Here is a 15,440-nt window from a genome sequence, read left to right on the forward strand (position 1 = left end):
GCGACATCCTGACAAAAAGGGCTGGCCTCAGGGCCGGCCCTTTTTTTATCTTTGTTGTAACCATCGTGATGTAAATCATTTACAATACGCCCTCTATACGGAGGGGCGGTGGTCAGCAACAGTTTTCAGCAAACGACACCTAAACGGCGAGCCGCCTGGCTGGCGCTGTTGGCGATCCTGCTGATCGTGGTGGCCCCCCTGATCTTCGTCTCCCTGCAAAAAGACCCCATGAGCGCCATGCCCGGCATGCACCACGCCATGATGATGGATAGCTCGTCCGCGAACATGGCGCAGATGCCTGGGCACAAGATGGCAATGATGCACAGCACAGACGGCGCTACGCATACCGGACACGAAATGCCGCTGGACCATGCCGAAGCGTGTGGCTATTGCGTGCTGTTAGCCCATGTCCCGGGGCTCCTTTTCGCGCTGGCGCTGTTCGTCGCCATGCTCCTGCGGCGCATTCGCCTGCCGATTTCTCGCCCGGTATTAAAGCACTGGCACTACTTTCCCTGGCTCTACCCCGAAACCCGCGCCCCGCCGCGGCTGTCTGCTTTTTCCCTTTAATAAAAATCAATCTGCGCACCGCGCAACGACCTCTTTTGCTTTAAAAAAGGAAAAGTATGACAACCTGCACCTCGCGCGCGGCATGGCTGAACCTGCTGCGTCGCCTCCATTTCTATATTGGTTTGTTTATCGGACCGTTTATCTTTGTCGCTGCCCTGACCGGTACGCTGTACGTGGCGACGCCGCAGCTGGAAAACTGGCTCTATCACGACGCGCTGCATGGCCTTGCCGAGGGGACTCCGCAGCCGCTCAGCGCCCAGATTGCGGTGGCCGAAGAAGCGACCCAGGGCAATCTGCGGCTGCTGGCGGTGCGTCCGGCGTCTGCGTTGGGCGAGACCACGCGCATTATGTTTGCCGATCCGGGTCTCGGAGAGTCGGAATCCCGGGCTATTTTTGTCGATCCGATCGCGCTGCGGGTGAAGGGCGATATGACGGTCTACGGCACCAGCGGCATCCTGCCGCTGCGCCAGTGGATTGATTATGCGCATCGCTCTCTGCTGCTGGGCGACAGCGGGAGGTTATACAGCGAACTGGCCGCCTCCTGGATGTGGGTGGCCGCGCTCGGAGGCATTGCCCTGTGGGCGATGACGCGTCCAAAACGGCGGCTGAATAACGCCCTGCAGAACCATCGTCGGCTGCACGTGACGCTGGGCTGGGGCTTACTGGTGGGTATGCTGCTCTTCTCCGCCACCGGCCTGACCTGGTCGCAATGGGCCGGCGGCAATGTGGACAAAATGCGGGCAGCGTTCGGCTGGCTGACGCCGCAGGTCAATACCCAGCTGCATGGCGAGATGCCGATGACGCACGATCCCCATGCCGGACATCATATGGATGCGATGGCCATGGCCCAGCATCAGCCGGCGCTGCAGCTGGCCCAGTTTGACCAGGCGCTGGCGGCGGCCCGTCAGGCGGGGCTGAACGCCAGCCGGCTGGAGATCCGTCCGCCAGTGTCAGACGACCGCGCCTGGACGGTGAATGAGATCGACCGTCGCTGGCCGACGCAGGTGGACGCGGTGGCGATCGATGGCGCCACGATGCAGGTGGTGGATCGCACGCGTTTTGCCGACTTTCCGCTGATGGCGAAGCTCACCCGCTGGGGCGTCGATTTCCATATGGGGATCCTCTTTGGTCTGGCGAATCAGCTGCTGCTGGTGGGATTTGGCTGCGCGCTGTGCGTTACCATCGGGGTGGGGTACCGGTTATGGTGGATCCGCCGTCCCCCTCAGGCGGCCTGGGATCCGGCGCGTTCGCTGCTGCAGGCGTGGCTGTCGCTCGCCTGGCCTGCCCGAAGCCTGGTGCTTGGGCTGGCGTTTGCCCTTGGATTGGCCATGCCGTTAATGGGAGCCAGCCTGCTGCTGTTCATTGCCGTTGACTACCTGCGCTGGCGCGCGGCAACGGCAATGAGGATGATGAAGTCCAGCGACTAAGTGAAGACTTACGGCGTGCTGATGACCACCGTTACCCGGCGGTTTTCGGCGCGCCCGGCCGCCGTGTCGTTGCTGGCGATCGGGTATTTTTTGCCAAGGCCGCGGGTGACTAAATTACTGCGTGGGACATGAGCGCCTTCCGCCCAGGCATCGGCCACGCTGTTGGCCCGCTTAAGCGACAGGGCTTCATTGTAGCTATCTTCACCATAATTATCGGTATGGCCTTCAAGGCGGCTATGGGTGATCCCGGTAGCCGCCAGCCGCGAGGCCATCGTGGTGATCTGCTGGCGGCTGTCGGGACGTAGTCGGTAGTCATTCTTGTCAAACAGGATGCTATCGGATAAGCCCAGGGACCAATCGCCATTGCTTTCAGTGAAGCCGTAAGATTTCATCGCCGCCACCTGCTCCGGGGTAAATTTTCCCTGAGGAGCCTGGCAACCTGTCAAAAGCGCCGCCGCCATCAGGGCGGGGACGAAATATTTTCTGATCATAATGAGTCCTTTATTATTTCAGCGTCTGCTGGATACGTTGGTTTTTCATCCGATACATATTCTGATCGGCAAGTTCTTGCAGTGATTCCGCGGTGGCGTGCTCCCACGCCAGGGCATAACCGACGCTCAGCGAGAGCGTGGCGCTATGACCGTTGTGCAGGTTGAATGACGGAAGAAATTGTTCCGTTAGCGCCTGGCACAGGGCCTGCACTTCTGCTTCCGAGCGCACCTCGCGCAGCAGAACGGCAAACTCATCGCCGCCAAGACGCCACGCCAGATGGCGTTTACCGGCAAAAGTCATCAGGCGGCTGGCGACCTCCATCAGCACTTTATCGCCCGCCGCATGCCCCCAGTTGTCGTTAATCAGTTTGAAATTATCGCCATCAAGAAACAGCAATGCCGAGGTTTGATGATCGACTTCATTCTGCATCAGCTCGGCGAGCGCGTTACGAAAGGCGGCGCGGTTAGCCAGGCCGGTCAACGGATCGTGTAACGAACTGCGCAACAGCTGCGCGTTTTTGGCCTGCAGCTGGCGCTGCCAGTCCTCCATTTCCCCCAGCAGGCTGTTAAAGTCCTGGGCGAAAAGATGGAACTCCTCGATACGCTCCTCCGGCACCCGCCGGGAGAAGTGGCGGTTTTCACGTATATCATGCACGACCTCAGTGATGCTCTGCAGGGCGGCGACGATCCCCCGGTGTAGGGAGTGGGTCAGCAGCAGGGCGATGAACGAGGCGAGCAGAATGCTGCCGGTCAGCACCAGAATCGAGATACCGAGAAAGTGGCTAATCAGTTCATCAAGCGCGGTCAATCTCAGCTCGCCGATTTGTTTCCCCTGGTGCCAGATGGGCTGCACCGTGGGCTCCGGAAACAGCCATTTACTGATAAGCCCGCTCACTTGCTCTTTATTGGCCAGCGGTTCATGGCGCCACGCGGCGAAGTGCTGCATCTGGCCGTTTAGCACGATTGCCTGGGAGATCTGCCCTTGCTTGCCCAACGACGCGAGGGTCTCCTCTGCCGCCGCGCTGTCGCCAAACACCAGGGCGGCTTCGAGGCTGCGCCCCATGGTCGCGGCAGTGAGCTCAAGATTTTTCTGCGCGTACTGCTTGAGCGTGAAGATTGAGGCTGTACTCAGCAGCAGCCAGACCAGCGTCATGGAGATCACCACGCTTATCACGCTAATGCGACGGAGCGCGCGTTTGAAAGTCGGGCGCGGAGTCTGTGAAAAGTCCTTATTCATGTGGTTTCTTCCGGGCAAGCATCAGGACGTCCGGGTTAACCCGAACCCCGCTGTGCGTCAGAACGTCCAGATTAACGGAGAAGCGGACCCGGTCGTCATTGATGATCAGGCAAAACGCGCTACCAATTGAACAATCCGTATTTTGTTCTGCGATGAGTAACAGCGGCCTCGGGCCATAGCGGCGAGTGAGTTCTGACTGTTCAGTCGGCGATTCGCTGCCAAAATAAAAACCATCGCAGGTCGTTTTTAACGCTTCTTCACGATTACGTACTATCACCGGTTGATAGGGTAATGCATCCGGATCTTCATGAGCCAGGCTATGGGTGAAGCGTGATGAGGCAAAAATGCACAGCTTTGGCGCTCCTGTTAATGACGGCCAACGGGTGTAGGTCACGATCCCGGAAACAATAGCGCGAACATGTTCTGAAGGTCCGGCAGCAAAAACAGGAGATACCGCGATGAGAAAAAATACAGTCAATAAAAGACGGTGTAATACTGTCATTAACGCTTCCGTCAAAGTCGCCATAGCGCGGGAAAAGCCGCTGCCGATGCCCGGCGAAGAATACCACTGTTAATAAAACCCGTCATTAGATGCGCCCTTTGCTTTGGGACAATTCTCACCAGGATTTTTCGTAGTACCGATACCGTGGGTGCGCAAGTTTGGCTTGTTTTTTCTATGTGTAAATATTGTTATACGCATCGCGCCATTGTGAGTGGCAATTAATTCGTTGGTGTAAATTAAAATTTACGGAATATGGATTGAATTCTTTACTTTGTGTGGTATCGTTACGTCATGCCCTCGGAGGCAACCCTTATCGCAAACGAGCTACACAGGATCGCAATCATGCAAAAAGACGCGCTGAACAACGTACATATTACCGACGAACATGTATTAATGACCCCGGAGCAACTGAAGGCGGAATTCCCGCTGAGCGTCGAGCAGGAAGCGCAGATCGCGCACGCCCGTCAGACCATTTCGGATATCATCGCCGGTCGCGATCCGCGCCTGCTGGTGGTATGTGGTCCTTGCTCCATTCACGATCCGGAAGCTGCGATTGAATATGCTCGTCGGTTTAAAGCCCTTGCCGCAGAGGTCAGCGATAGCCTCTACCTGGTGATGCGCGTCTATTTTGAAAAACCCCGTACCACCGTCGGCTGGAAGGGGCTGATTAACGATCCGCACATGGATGGTTCGTTTGATGTTGAAGGCGGCCTGAAGATTGCGCGTCGTCTGCTGGTCGAGCTCGTCAATATGGGACTGCCGCTGGCGACGGAAGCGCTGGATCCCAACAGCCCGCAGTACCTCGGGGATCTGTTCAGCTGGTCCGCTATCGGCGCGCGTACCACGGAATCACAAACGCACCGCGAAATGGCCTCTGGCCTGTCGATGCCGGTCGGCTTTAAAAACGGTACCGACGGTAGCCTGGCCACGGCCATCAACGCCATGCGCGCCGCGGCGATGCCGCACCGTTTCGTCGGCATCAACCAGGCCGGGCAGGTCTGCCTGCTGCAAACGCAGGGTAATCCGAACGGCCATGTGATCCTCCGTGGCGGCAAGGCGCCGAACTACGGTCCGGAAGATGTGGCGAAATGCGAAAAAGAGATGGCGCAGGCGGGACTGAAGCCGTCGCTGATGGTAGATTGCAGTCATGGGAACTCCAATAAAGATTTCCGCCGCCAGCCGGCCGTGGCTGAATCCGTGGTCGCGCAGATCAAAGATGGCAACCGCTCCATTATCGGCCTGATGATCGAAAGTAATATCCACGAAGGCAATCAGTCCTCTGAACAGCCGCGTGAGGCGATGAAATACGGCGTCTCGGTGACGGATGCCTGCATCAGCTGGGAGACTACCGAGGCGCTGCTGCGTGAACTGGATAAGGATCTCCGCGGCCACCTGGCGGCCCGTTTGGTTTAAGAGGAAAGTATGGTTGCTGAACTGACCGCGTTACGCGATCAAATTGATGAAGTGGATAAAGCGTTGCTTAGCCTGCTGGCTAAGCGTCTGGAGCTGGTGGCCGAAGTCGGCGAGGTGAAGAGCCAGTATGGCCTGCCGATTTACGTCCCGGAGCGCGAGTCGGCGATGCTCGCCTCCCGACGTAAAGAGGCGGCTGCGCTCGGCGTACCACCGGATCTGATCGAGGATGTTCTGCGTCGCGTGATGCGGGAATCCTATTCCAGCGAAAACGACAAAGGCTTCAAAACCCTGCAGCCGAATCTGCGGCCGGTGGTCATCGTCGGCGGCGGTGGGCAGATGGGCCGTCTGTTTGAGAAGATGTTAACGCTGTCCGGCTACCAGGTGCGTATTCTGGAAAAAGAGGATTGGGCCCGGGCGGCGGATATCGTCGCCGATGCCGGCATGGTTATCGTCAGCGTACCGATTCACACCACCGTGGAGACGATCGGCAGGCTGCCGCCCCTTCCGGCGGATTGCATTCTGGTTGACCTTGCCTCGGTGAAAGCGGAGCCGCTGCAGGCGATGCTGGCGGCGCATCAGGGCCCGGTTCTTGGCCTGCACCCGATGTTCGGTCCGGACAGCGGCAGCCTGGCGAAGCAGGTGGTGGTCTATTGTGATGGCCGCCAGCCGGAGGCCTATCAGTGGTTCCTCGAACAAATCCAGGTTTGGGGCGCGCGGCTGCACCGCATCAGCGCCGTTGAGCACGATCAGAACATGGCCTTTATTCAGGCGCTGCGCCACTTTGCCACCTTCGCCTATGGCCTGCACCTGGCGGAAGAGAATGTACGTCTTGAGCAACTGCTGGCGCTCTCGTCACCCATTTACCGACTGGAGCTGGCGATGGTAGGCCGTCTGTTTGCCCAGGATCCGCAGCTGTACGCCGATATTATTATGTCATCGGAAAACAACCTGGCGCTGATTAAGCGCTACTACCAGCGTTTCGGCGAAGCGATCGGCCTGCTGGAGCAGGGCGATAAGCAGGCGTTTATCGACAGCTTCCGTAAAGTCGAACACTGGTTTGGCGATTACGCTCAGCGTTTCCAGAGCGAGAGCCGCACGCTGCTGCGTCAGGCGAACGATAATCGGCAGTAAAGCGAAAAAGATGTATACAATAAAGCCAGCGACCGCTGGCTTTTTTTATAGGGATGACAACGATGGCTGAACCACAACCGCTGTTTGACTACACCGGATACCTGCCGGAATGCCCGACCTGGAGCGAGGCAGAGCAGGCCCTCTACTGGGCTGATATCATGGAATGTGAAATTCACCGCTACGATATCCGCAGCGGAGAACACCAGGTGCTGCAGTTTCCAGAGGAGGTCGGCTGTTTTGCCCTGCGCGAGAAGGGCGGGTTTATCGTTGCATTGCGCAGCGGCATCTGGCTGACCGACGCCCACGGCCTGCTGCGGCGGAAAGTCTGCGATAACCCGAGCAACCCGGAGCTGGCGCGGTTTAACGACGGCGGGACCGATCGCGATGGGCGCTTTTATGCCGGTACCTTCTGGGGGCCTGGGGATTACAACGGCGCGCTGCTGATGCGAGTGGATAACGACCTGCAGCCGAAAGTGATCCAGTGTGACATCCATGGCGCCAATGGCCTGGCCTTTAGCGCCGACCGGCGCTGGATGTATACCTCTGATACGCCGAACGCCGTGATCTACCGTACGCCGCTGGATGAGCAGGGTGAGCCTGGCCGACGCGAAGTCTTTCGCCGTTTTCAGCCTGGCGAAGGGATCCCTGACGGGGCGGCGATCGACGTGGAGGGATGTTACTGGAGCGCAATGTTTGACGGCTGGCGGATCGCCCGTTTCTCGCCGCAGGGCGAGGAGCTGGAATCCTACCCGATGCCGGTTCGTTGCCCGACGATGGTCTGCTTCGGCGGGGCGGATATGAAAACGCTCTATATCACCACCACCCGGGAAAACATGGAGGACGATGAGCTGGCGCAGTATCCGCTGTCAGGCGCCATCTTCACCCTGCCGGTAGCGGTGGCAGGGATGAAGAAATTACCGTTCCGCGAATGTTAAACCGGATCCACCGGGACCACGTTTTCGCTAGGGTAGCAGCCGAGGACCTTCATGGAGCGGGTGATATCCGCCAGCTCCTTCAGCGCCTTGCGCATGGGCAGCGAATCCAGGTTGGCCTGAATATCGAGATAAAACATCTCTTCCCAGGGATTGCCGTGGATCGGGCGGGATTCCAGTTTGGTCATGATCAGATTGTGGTTGCGCAACACCAGCAGGGCTTCCACCAGGGCGCCCGCCTGCTGACCGGTCGCCATTAACAGCGTGGTCTTGGCCGGCACCTGATCGGAGACGTTCACCGCTTTGCGCGCCAGGACGAGGAAGCGCGTGATGTTCTGCGTCTGGTTGGCCTGGCAGTGCTCCAGCACCTGCAGACCATACAGAGCGCCGCCCGCTTCGCTACCCAGGGCCGCGACGGCCGGGGAGTTCGCCTGCGCCACTTTTTCCATTGCCGCCGAGGTGCTCTCGGTATACTCAATCTTCCAGTGCGGGTAGCGGCTCAGGTACTGGCTGCACTGCTGGAACGGCTGCGGATGGCTGTAAACGGTCTGAATTTTATCGGCATCCGTCGAGGTGCTCACCAGTACGCAATGATCGATAGGGATCGTCAGCTCGCCAACGATCGACAGGCTGGTGTGCTGCAGCAGATCGTAGACGTCGTTGATCCCGCCGGAGCTGGTGTTTTCAATCGGCACCACCGCGTAATCGGCCTGGCCGGTTTCTACCTGATTAAAAATATCGGCGAACTTCGCGCAGCCGCTCTCAATAAACTGCTCAAAGTGGCGAGCGGCGTACTGACGCGCCGCCAGATGCGAGTAAGAGCCCTTGGGACCGAGGAACGCCACGCGGGCCGAATGCGGGTTAATTTTATTCAGATGCTGCTGCAGCAGGGTTTGCTGGGTAAGAACAGAGTCTTCGATAATCAGCTGGAACAGGCGGGTGATATAGTGCGCATCCAGATTATGGCGCTTGCCGATAGTCATCAGGCGCTCCAGCAGATCGCGTTCGCGGTCAATATCACGCACCGGACGATGGGAGGCCAGTTTGGCTTTTCCAACCTCAACAGCCAGTCCGCGGCGCTCCGCCAGCAGAGCAAGCAGCTTCTCGTCCAGGGCGCTTATCTTATCGCGCAGCGCCAGTAATGGGTTTTCCTCGGTCATAGATGTTGCCTTTGTTGTTATCAAATAAAAAAGGCCTCCCGGGTGGGAGGCCTTATTGTTCGTCTTCGCATTCTTTCTTATACGACGAATTGCCTCCCGGTCAGGGGAAGGTAAAAAAGAATGCGAAGAAGAACGGGACAAGTTTCATGGTAAATTCCTTTAGGTAGTGGGGATTACAGTACCTGTACTGTTTTCACTCTGTCAATAAAAAACGCGCCCGAAGGCGCGTGGCATGACACAACTTAAGTTAAGGATTACTCTTCTTCTTCCACAAAGCCTGCCTCTTTCACCGACGTCGCGGCGCGGCGGGCTTCCCCTTTGTGTTGCACTTTATTGAGCTGCCGTTCCAGCTTGTTGATCAATTCGTTAATGGCGGCGTACATATCTTCATGACGCGCACTGGCAACCAGATGGCCGTTTGGCGTGTTGATGGTTGCATCAGCGATAAAACCCTGCGGCTCCTTAGACAGAATGATGTGCGGGTTGATTAAATGAGTTTGCCACTTATCCAGTTTGGCGAGACGGTCTGCGACATGCTGGCGGATTGCCGGAGTAATTTCCATTTGTTTACTGGTAATGTTCATTGTCATAAATTTTACCTCTTGTCTTTCCCGTCTTGGTGAATCCAGCATACCTTTCCCAATGTCAAAATGTGTGATCTAAATCACATTTTATTGTCACTTTTTGTCAACAAATTCATTTTGTGAGACAGGGCAGGAAGAAGTGAGATTTTACTTGTCGAACCCGATAAAGCAGGCCATATTTGATGAGTTAACCCGGCGCTAAACCGCTTCAGCTCGTCGGGAAACGTATAAAAAAACGGCAGCCAGTGGCTGCCGTTTGCGATCGATGAGTCAGGCTCAGGTGTTCTTGCTGTTCGCGGCGATAATCTTCGCGACTTTGTCCGCCTGAGCGTTCATTTGCATCTGACGATAGGCGTTTTCCATCTTCGGCAGGGCATCGCGGGTGGCCTGGGTATCCGGATAATTACGCATCATCCCTTCCACACGGTTAACCACGGCAACCCATGCGCCACGATCGGTGTAGTAATCCACGACCGACAGCTCATATTTGGCCAGACGATCTTTCAGGAACACCATGCGTTTATAGGCGTCAGTGGCGTACTGGCTGTTCGGATAACCACGCACCAGTTTGGAGAAGTCATTGAAGGCATCGCGCGCGTGCTGCGGATCGCGGTCGGAGCGATCAACGCCGAAGAAGCCCTGCAGCGCGCTGTCATCCAGGGCCATGTTGGTCAGGCCGCGCATATAGATGACATAGTCGATGTTCGGATGGGTGGGGTTCAAACGCATGAAGCGATCGATAGCCGCCTGAGCCAGAGGAAGATCGGCGTTTTTATAATACGCATAAATCAGATCCAGCTGTACCTGTTGGGAATAAGGGCCGAATGGATAACGATTATCCAACGCTTCCAGTTGCGTTATCGCCTGTTTCCAGTTACCGTCCTGCAGTTTTTGCTGGGCGGTCGCGTAGATTTCATTCGGCGGATTATCAGGCACCTCTTCCTTAGAGCCGGAGCAACCCACCAAAGCCAGGCTCAGTGTGGCGGCTGCCACCAGGTATTTCATGCGCGTCATGACGTTTTGACTTCCTCAAAATGTTTATGCGGGAGAATCTCTGTTCCTGCTCCCGATTAAGACCAGCTACAATAGCACACTATATTAAACGGCAAAGCCGTAAAACCCAACGTTAAACGAAGAAGCTGTATATGGCACAACGAGTACAACTCACCGCAACGGTGACCGAAAATCAACTCGGTCAACGCTTAGATCAGGCTTTGGCCGAATTGTTCCCTGATTATTCGCGATCGCGGATAAAAGAATGGATCCTCGACCAACGCGTATTAGTCAATGGCACCATTGGCGATAAACCGAAAGAAAAAGTGCTGGGGGGAGAACGCATCGCTATCGATGTGGAAATCGAAGAAGAGGCGCGCTTCCAGCCGCAGGATATTCCGCTCAATATCGTTTACGAAGATGATGACATCATCGTGATCAATAAACCGCGCGATCTGGTTGTACATCCTGGCGCGGGCAACCCTGACGGTACTGTGCTGAATGCGCTGCTGCACTACTATCCGCCAATTGCCGATGTGCCGCGCGCGGGTATTGTTCATCGTCTGGATAAAGACACCACCGGTCTGATGGTGGTGGCGAAAACCATTCCGGCGCAAACCCGGCTGGTGGAGTCGCTGCAGTTGCGCGAGATCACCCGTGAATACGAAGCGGTGGCGATCGGTCATATGACCGCCGGTGGCACAGTGGAAGAGCCGATCAGCCGTCACCCGACCAAGCGTACCCATATGGCGGTGCATCCGATGGGCAAACCGGCGGTGACCCACTACCGCATTATGGAACATTTCCGCATCCATACCCGCCTGCGTCTGCGTCTGGAAACCGGTCGTACGCATCAGATCCGCGTGCATATGTCGCATATCACCCATCCGCTGGTGGGCGACCAGGTCTATGGCGGCCGGCCGCGTCCGCCGAAGGGCGCGTCGGAGGAGTTCATCACCGCGCTGCGTAAATTCGACCGCCAGGCGCTGCATGCCACCATGCTGCGCCTGTATCACCCGATCTCCGGCATTGAAATGGAGTGGCACGCGCCCATCCCACAGGATATGGTCGAGCTCATCGAGGCGATGCGCGCCGATTTTGAAGCCCATAAGGACGATATTGACTGGTTATGACGAAACTGATTGTACCGCAGTGGCCAATGCCCGGCAGCGTGGCGGCCTGTAGTTCTACCCGCATCGGCGGCGTGAGTCTGCCGCCCTATGACTCGCTCAACCTGGGCGCCCATTGCGGCGACAATCTGCAGGATGTCGAAGAAAACCGGCGGCGGATGTTTGCCGCCGGCGGCTTGCCGTCTTACCCGGTTTGGCTGGAGCAGGTCCATGGCACCGAGGTTCTGACGCTGGACGGCGGACCCTATCCGTCGAAACGCGCGGATGCCTCTTATAGTCGTACGCCAGGGACCGTCTGCGCGGTGATGACCGCTGACTGCCTGCCGGTGCTGTTCTGTAACCGCGATGGCACCGAAGTCGCCGCGGCGCACGCGGGATGGCGCGGCTTATGCGAAGGGGTTCTGGAAGCGACGATTGCTCGTTTCGCCGATAAAGCCGAAAATATTATGGCGTGGCTGGGGCCCGCCATCGGTCCGCAGGCGTTTGAGGTGGGACCGGAAGTCCGGGATGCCTTTATGGCGAAGGACGAGAATGCGCACCGGGCTTTTCGTCCGGCAGGCGAAAAATATTTTGCTGATATCTACCAACTGGCGCGGCAGCGTCTGGCAAACGTCGGCGTTGAGCTGATTTTCGGCGGCGATCGCTGCACGCTAAGCGAAAAGGATGATTTTTTCTCTTACCGGCGCGACAAGACCACCGGTCGTATGGCAAGTTTCATTTGGCTGATATAACCTAGAGAATCAAGACGATCCAGAAGGCAAACTTATTTTTCACATAGTTCGGGTCTTTAACCTTGAATAATTGAGGGATGACCTCATTTAATCTCCAGTAGCAAATTTGACCTGTTTATGGGAGGAGTTATGCGTCTGGATCGTCTTACCAATAAATTCCAGCTTGCTCTTGCCGATGCCCAGTCGCTCGCACTCGGGCACGACAACCAATTCATCGAACCTCTTCATTTAATGAGCGCCTTGCTGAATCAGGAAGGGGGATCGGTACGTCCTTTATTAACCTCGGCGGGCGTGAATGCCGGGAAACTGCGCACTGACATCGAACAGGCCTTGAGCCGTTTACCGCAGGTGGAAGGCACCGGCGGCGATGTGCAACCTTCTCAGGATTTAGTGCGGATCCTCAACCTTTGCGACAAGCTGGCGCAAAAGAAAAAGGACAACTTTATTTCGTCGGAACTGTTCGTTCTGGCGGCGCTTGAATCGCGCGGTACGCTGACCGACCTTTTAAAATCCGCCGGAGCAACAACCGCCAACGTGACTCAGGCGATTGAACAAATGCGCGGAGGTGAAAGCGTGAACGATCAGGGTGCCGAAGACCAACGTCAGGCATTGAAGAAATTTACCGTCGATCTGACCGAGCGAGCCGAGCAGGGCAAGCTGGATCCGGTGATCGGCCGTGATGAAGAGATTCGCCGTACCATTCAGGTACTGCAGCGTCGTACCAAAAACAACCCGGTGCTGATCGGTGAACCCGGGGTGGGTAAAACGGCAATCGTCGAAGGCCTGGCGCAGCGTATCGTCAACGGCGAAGTACCAGAAGGGCTGAAAGGCCGTCGGGTATTGGCGCTGGATATGGGGGCGCTGGTGGCCGGGGCGAAATACCGCGGTGAGTTTGAAGAGCGTCTGAAAGGCGTGCTGACCGACCTGTCCAAACAGGAAGGCAACGTCATTCTGTTTATCGACGAACTGCATACCATGGTTGGCGCTGGTAAAGCCGACGGCGCGATGGATGCGGGTAACATGCTGAAGCCGGCGCTGGCGCGTGGTGAACTGCACTGCGTCGGGGCGACGACGCTTGATGAATACCGTCAGTACATCGAAAAAGACGCCGCGCTGGAACGTCGCTTCCAGAAAGTGTTCGTTGCCGAGCCTTCGGTAGAAGATACCATCGCGATTCTGCGCGGTCTGAAAGAACGTTATGAGCTGCACCACCACGTGCAGATCACTGACCCGGCTATCGTGGCGGCGGCGACCTTATCGCATCGCTATATTGCCGACCGTCAGCTGCCGGATAAAGCCATCGACCTCATCGATGAGGCGGCATCCAGCATCCGTATGCAGATTGACTCCAAACCGGAAGAGCTGGACCGTCTCGATCGGCGTATTATCCAGCTGAAACTGGAACAGCAGGCGCTGAAGAAAGAGTCTGATGAGGCGAGCCTGAAGCGTCTCGATATGCTCAACGAGGAGCTGGCGGATAAAGAACGGCAGTACTCGGTGCTGGAAGAAGAGTGGAAAGCGGAAAAAGCGTCGCTCTCCGGCACCCAGACCATCAAAGCTGAGCTGGAGCAGGCGAAAATCGCCATCGAACAGGCGCGCCGCGTCGGCGATCTGGCGCGGATGTCCGAGCTGCAGTATGGCAAAATTCCGGAACTGGAGAAACAGCTGGCGGCTGCCACTCAGTCCGAAGGGAAAACCATGCGTCTGCTGCGTAATAAAGTGACGGATGCTGAAATCGCCGAAGTGCTGGCTCGCTGGACCGGTATCCCGGTCTCCCGCATGATGGAAAGCGAGCGTGACAAACTGCTGCGTATGGAGCAGGAGCTGCATCATCGGGTGATTGGCCAGGATGAGGCGGTTGAAGCGGTATCCAACGCCATTCGCCGCAGCCGCGCCGGGCTGTCCGATCCGAACCGGCCGATTGGTTCGTTCCTGTTCCTCGGTCCAACCGGGGTCGGTAAAACCGAGCTGTGTAAAACGCTGGCTAACTTTATGTTCGACAGCGACGACGCAATGGTGCGTATCGATATGTCCGAGTTTATGGAGAAACATTCCGTCTCGCGTCTGGTCGGTGCGCCTCCGGGATACGTCGGCTATGAAGAGGGCGGTTACCTGACCGAGGCGGTGCGCCGTCGTCCTTATTCCGTCATCCTGCTGGATGAAGTGGAAAAAGCGCACCCGGATGTGTTCAACATTCTGCTGCAGGTACTCGACGACGGGCGTCTCACCGACGGGCAGGGGAGAACGGTCGACTTCCGTAATACGGTAGTCATCATGACCTCGAACCTCGGTTCCGATCTGATTCAGGAACGGTTCGGCGAGCTGGACTACGGACATATGAAGGACCTGGTGCTGGGGGTAGTCAGCCAGAACTTCCGTCCGGAGTTCATCAACCGTATCGACGAAGTGGTGGTCTTCCATCCGCTGGGCGAGAAACATATTGCCTCTATTGCCCAGATCCAGCTGCAGCGTCTGTATAAACGTCTGGAAGAGCGCGGATATGAAGTGCAGATGTCCGATGAGGCGCTGAAGCTGCTGAGCGCCAACGGTTACGATCCGGTATACGGCGCGCGGCCATTGAAACGTGCTATTCAGCAGCAGATTGAGAACCCGTTAGCCCAGCAGATCCTTTCCGGTGAGCTGGTTCCGGGTAAAACCATCGAGCTGGTAGTAAAAGACGACCGCATTGTGGCAGTGCAGTAAATCACAAAACGACAAAAACGAGCCCAGCGGGCTCGTTTTTGTTTAAAAACCAGGCAAGAATTAAAACTCAATACCTGATTTGGTTGAAAAGTGAGCGGTTGAATTCTTTTTTTGAATTTATCCTTGTCACTTCAGAATTACCCCCTATAATGCGCCTCCACTGACACGGAACAACGGCAAACAAGCCGCCGGGCCAGGAGGATTCAGCGACGGAAATCGACGTTGAAAGCCGACAGAGAAAAGCAAAATAAGCGCTTGACTCTGAATGAGGAAAACGTATTATACGGGACCTCGCGACAGAGCGCTAAAGCGCGTCGCAACTGCTCTTTAACAATTTATCAGACAATCTGTGTGGGCACTCAAAGTGACATGGATTCTTAACGTCCTCGGACGAAAAATGAATACCAAGTCTCAGGAGTGAACACGTAATTCATTACGA

At 56.6% G+C, this 15,440-nt stretch carries 15 protein-coding genes and 1 other annotated feature; of the genes, 8 read left to right on the forward strand and 7 right to left on the reverse strand.

Annotation, left to right across the window (positions count from 1 at the left end):
* Positions 1 to 108: 108 nt before the first annotated feature.
* Both KHQ23_RS16440 and KHQ23_RS16445 read left to right on the forward strand, forming a co-directional pair.
* Complete coding sequence (locus KHQ23_RS16440) at positions 109 to 567, forward strand: DUF2946 domain-containing protein (protein WP_211776849.1); 459 nt, start codon at positions 109 to 111, stop codon at positions 565 to 567.
* 56 nt (positions 568 to 623) lie between these two features.
* Positions 624 to 1,994: a PepSY domain-containing protein gene (locus KHQ23_RS16445; protein ID WP_032434928.1), complete on the forward strand. Its 1,371-nt coding sequence runs from the start codon at positions 624 to 626 to the stop codon at positions 1,992 to 1,994.
* Positions 1,995 to 2,002: 8 nt separating this feature from the next.
* On the opposite strand, the gene KHQ23_RS16450 is transcribed toward KHQ23_RS16445, so the two are convergent.
* From KHQ23_RS16450 to KHQ23_RS16460, 3 genes are read right to left on the reverse strand one after another with little or no spacing between them, the layout of a single operon-like run.
* A complete protein-coding gene (locus tag KHQ23_RS16450; protein WP_004145671.1) occupies positions 2,003 to 2,485 on the reverse strand; it encodes an OmpA family protein in 483 nt (160 codons plus the stop codon).
* Between the two features lie 13 nt (positions 2,486 to 2,498).
* Positions 2,499 to 3,722: a diguanylate cyclase DgcN gene (gene dgcN, locus KHQ23_RS16455; protein ID WP_032434926.1), complete on the reverse strand. Its 1,224-nt coding sequence runs from the start codon at positions 3,720 to 3,722 to the stop codon at positions 2,499 to 2,501.
* A complete protein-coding gene (locus tag KHQ23_RS16460) occupies positions 3,715 to 4,224 on the reverse strand; it encodes a YfiR family protein (protein WP_004174804.1) in 510 nt (169 codons plus the stop codon). The genes dgcN and KHQ23_RS16460 overlap by 8 nt, the downstream gene beginning before the upstream one ends.
* Positions 4,225 to 4,566: 342 nt before the next feature.
* Between KHQ23_RS16460 and aroF the strand changes: the two genes are divergently transcribed.
* From aroF to KHQ23_RS16475, 3 genes are all read left to right on the forward strand, one after another.
* Complete coding sequence (gene aroF / locus KHQ23_RS16465; RefSeq protein ID WP_002914114.1) at positions 4,567 to 5,637, forward strand: 3-deoxy-7-phosphoheptulonate synthase AroF; 1,071 nt, start codon at positions 4,567 to 4,569, stop codon at positions 5,635 to 5,637.
* A 9-nt stretch (positions 5,638 to 5,646) separates the two neighbouring features.
* Positions 5,647 to 6,768, forward strand: coding sequence for a bifunctional chorismate mutase/prephenate dehydrogenase (gene tyrA / locus KHQ23_RS16470; RefSeq protein ID WP_032434924.1), 1,122 nt, complete (start codon positions 5,647 to 5,649; stop codon positions 6,766 to 6,768).
* A gap of 62 nt (positions 6,769 to 6,830) precedes the next feature.
* Positions 6,831 to 7,703 (forward strand): SMP-30/gluconolactonase/LRE family protein, encoded by an 873-nt coding sequence (locus KHQ23_RS16475; RefSeq protein WP_004174805.1) that lies wholly within the window; start codon positions 6,831 to 6,833, stop codon positions 7,701 to 7,703.
* On the opposite strand, the gene pheA is transcribed toward KHQ23_RS16475, so the two are convergent.
* The 4 genes from pheA to bamD form a co-directional block, all read right to left on the reverse strand.
* On the reverse strand, positions 7,700 to 8,860 hold the full coding sequence (gene pheA, locus KHQ23_RS16480; protein ID WP_004150975.1) for a bifunctional chorismate mutase/prephenate dehydratase: 1,161 nt from the start codon (positions 8,858 to 8,860) through the stop codon (positions 7,700 to 7,702). The two genes, KHQ23_RS16475 and pheA, sit on opposite strands and share 4 nt — an antisense overlap.
* 24 nt (positions 8,861 to 8,884) lie before the next feature.
* Positions 8,885 to 9,009 (reverse strand) — a sequence feature (Phe leader region).
* Complete coding sequence (gene pheL / locus KHQ23_RS16485) at positions 8,961 to 9,008, reverse strand: pheA operon leader peptide PheL (RefSeq protein ID WP_100250063.1); 48 nt, start codon at positions 9,006 to 9,008, stop codon at positions 8,961 to 8,963. (Overlaps the previous feature by 48 nt.)
* Before the next feature lie 105 nt (positions 9,010 to 9,114).
* A complete protein-coding gene (gene raiA, locus KHQ23_RS16490) occupies positions 9,115 to 9,450 on the reverse strand; it encodes a ribosome-associated translation inhibitor RaiA (protein ID WP_002914111.1) in 336 nt (111 codons plus the stop codon).
* A 270-nt stretch (positions 9,451 to 9,720) separates the two neighbouring features.
* Complete coding sequence (gene bamD, locus KHQ23_RS16495) at positions 9,721 to 10,458, reverse strand: outer membrane protein assembly factor BamD (RefSeq protein ID WP_004145664.1); 738 nt, start codon at positions 10,456 to 10,458, stop codon at positions 9,721 to 9,723.
* A 131-nt stretch (positions 10,459 to 10,589) separates the two neighbouring features.
* Here bamD and rluD point away from each other — a divergent pair, with 131 nt between their 5' ends.
* From rluD to clpB, 3 genes are all read left to right on the forward strand, one after another.
* Positions 10,590 to 11,570: a 23S rRNA pseudouridine(1911/1915/1917) synthase RluD gene (gene rluD, locus KHQ23_RS16500; protein ID WP_002914110.1), complete on the forward strand. Its 981-nt coding sequence runs from the start codon at positions 10,590 to 10,592 to the stop codon at positions 11,568 to 11,570.
* Positions 11,567 to 12,298, forward strand: coding sequence for a purine nucleoside phosphorylase YfiH (gene yfiH / locus KHQ23_RS16505; protein ID WP_015958812.1), 732 nt, complete (start codon positions 11,567 to 11,569; stop codon positions 12,296 to 12,298). Before rluD ends, yfiH begins: the two co-directional genes overlap by 4 nt.
* Positions 12,299 to 12,427: 129 nt before the next feature.
* Positions 12,428 to 15,001: an ATP-dependent chaperone ClpB gene (gene clpB / locus KHQ23_RS16510; protein WP_004150973.1), complete on the forward strand. Its 2,574-nt coding sequence runs from the start codon at positions 12,428 to 12,430 to the stop codon at positions 14,999 to 15,001.
* Positions 15,002 to 15,440 lie beyond the last annotated feature (439 nt).

The sequence above is a fragment of the Klebsiella sp. 64 genome, from assembly GCF_018223915.1.
Classification (GTDB): domain Bacteria; phylum Pseudomonadota; class Gammaproteobacteria; order Enterobacterales; family Enterobacteriaceae; genus Klebsiella; species Klebsiella pneumoniae.

Bases quoted from the DNA above. Each gene is read 5' to 3' on its own strand.
- yfiH (WP_015958812.1), top strand. From the start codon at position 11,567: ATGACGAAACTGATTGTACCGCAGTGGCCAATGCCCGGCAGCGTGGCG.
- KHQ23_RS16445 (WP_032434928.1), top strand. From the start codon at position 624: ATGACAACCTGCACCTCGCGCGCGGCATGGCTGAACCTGCTGCGTCGC.
- bamD (WP_004145664.1), bottom strand. From the start codon at position 10,458: ATGACGCGCATGAAATACCTGGTGGCAGCCGCCACACTGAGCCTGGCT.
- rluD (WP_002914110.1), top strand. From the start codon at position 10,590: ATGGCACAACGAGTACAACTCACCGCAACGGTGACCGAAAATCAACTC.
- dgcN (WP_032434926.1), bottom strand. From the start codon at position 3,722: ATGAATAAGGACTTTTCACAGACTCCGCGCCCGACTTTCAAACGCGCG.
- KHQ23_RS16475 (WP_004174805.1), top strand. From the start codon at position 6,831: ATGGCTGAACCACAACCGCTGTTTGACTACACCGGATACCTGCCGGAA.
- pheA (WP_004150975.1), bottom strand. From the start codon at position 8,860: ATGACCGAGGAAAACCCATTACTGGCGCTGCGCGATAAGATAAGCGCC.
- KHQ23_RS16460 (WP_004174804.1), bottom strand. From the start codon at position 4,224: ATGACAGTATTACACCGTCTTTTATTGACTGTATTTTTTCTCATCGCG.
- raiA (WP_002914111.1), bottom strand. From the start codon at position 9,450: ATGACAATGAACATTACCAGTAAACAAATGGAAATTACTCCGGCAATC.
- clpB (WP_004150973.1), top strand. From the start codon at position 12,428: ATGCGTCTGGATCGTCTTACCAATAAATTCCAGCTTGCTCTTGCCGAT.
- tyrA (WP_032434924.1), top strand. From the start codon at position 5,647: ATGGTTGCTGAACTGACCGCGTTACGCGATCAAATTGATGAAGTGGAT.
- aroF (WP_002914114.1), top strand. From the start codon at position 4,567: ATGCAAAAAGACGCGCTGAACAACGTACATATTACCGACGAACATGTA.
- KHQ23_RS16450 (WP_004145671.1), bottom strand. From the start codon at position 2,485: ATGATCAGAAAATATTTCGTCCCCGCCCTGATGGCGGCGGCGCTTTTG.